Genomic DNA, 628 nt, shown 5'->3' on the forward strand with positions numbered 1-628 from the left:
GGCCGATCAAACAGTCTGGGTAAGCCGGGCTTGGGTTTGCGTTTCATTGAGCGTAGCGGGATGACGGGCTGCATTCGATATTGGTCGCAGTAGCGGCGAAGCGCTTCGGCGTCATAGCCTTTGTCGGCAAGCAGCCATTTGCAGCGCTTGCGTGGGCGACCTCGTTGGCCTGATGGAATGCTGACGTCGTCCAGCAGTGGTTGGGCGTAACTAATGTCACTGGCTTGACCGCCAGAGAGGAGGAAGCGCAACGGTGTCCCGTTGGCGTCGCAGAGCATGTGGATTTTGGTTGTCAGGCCACCGCGACTGCGGCCTAGAGCGTGATCGGCAGGCTCGTCAGGCCCCCTTTTTTCCCGGCGCCAGAAGAGGCTCGGGTTGCACGTACTGCGGTTGAGTCGATCATCCAGGTTTGCACATCGATCAAGCCTTGCTCATTCAATCTCAGGTGCAAGCGTTTGAGCATCTGATCGAAGGGGCCCTGGTTTCGCCAACCCCGGAACCGTTGATACACCGTTGACCATGGGCCGAAGCGTTCCGGCATATCTCGCCACGCAGCGCCCGAACAGAGTACCCAGAGCACGCCATCGAGCATCAGCCGGTCGCTCAGGCGGGGCCGCCCCCGACCATG

1 pseudogene is annotated in these 628 nt (G+C 60.5%); it reads right to left on the reverse strand.

Going from position 1 to position 628, the window contains the following annotated elements:
• Positions 1–628: pseudogene (locus NTD88_RS00465) on the reverse strand (IS5 family transposase); the annotation flags it as partial.

The organism is Pseudomonas sp. 20P_3.2_Bac5 (assembly GCF_025466035.1).
Taxonomy (GTDB): domain Bacteria; phylum Pseudomonadota; class Gammaproteobacteria; order Pseudomonadales; family Pseudomonadaceae; genus Aquipseudomonas.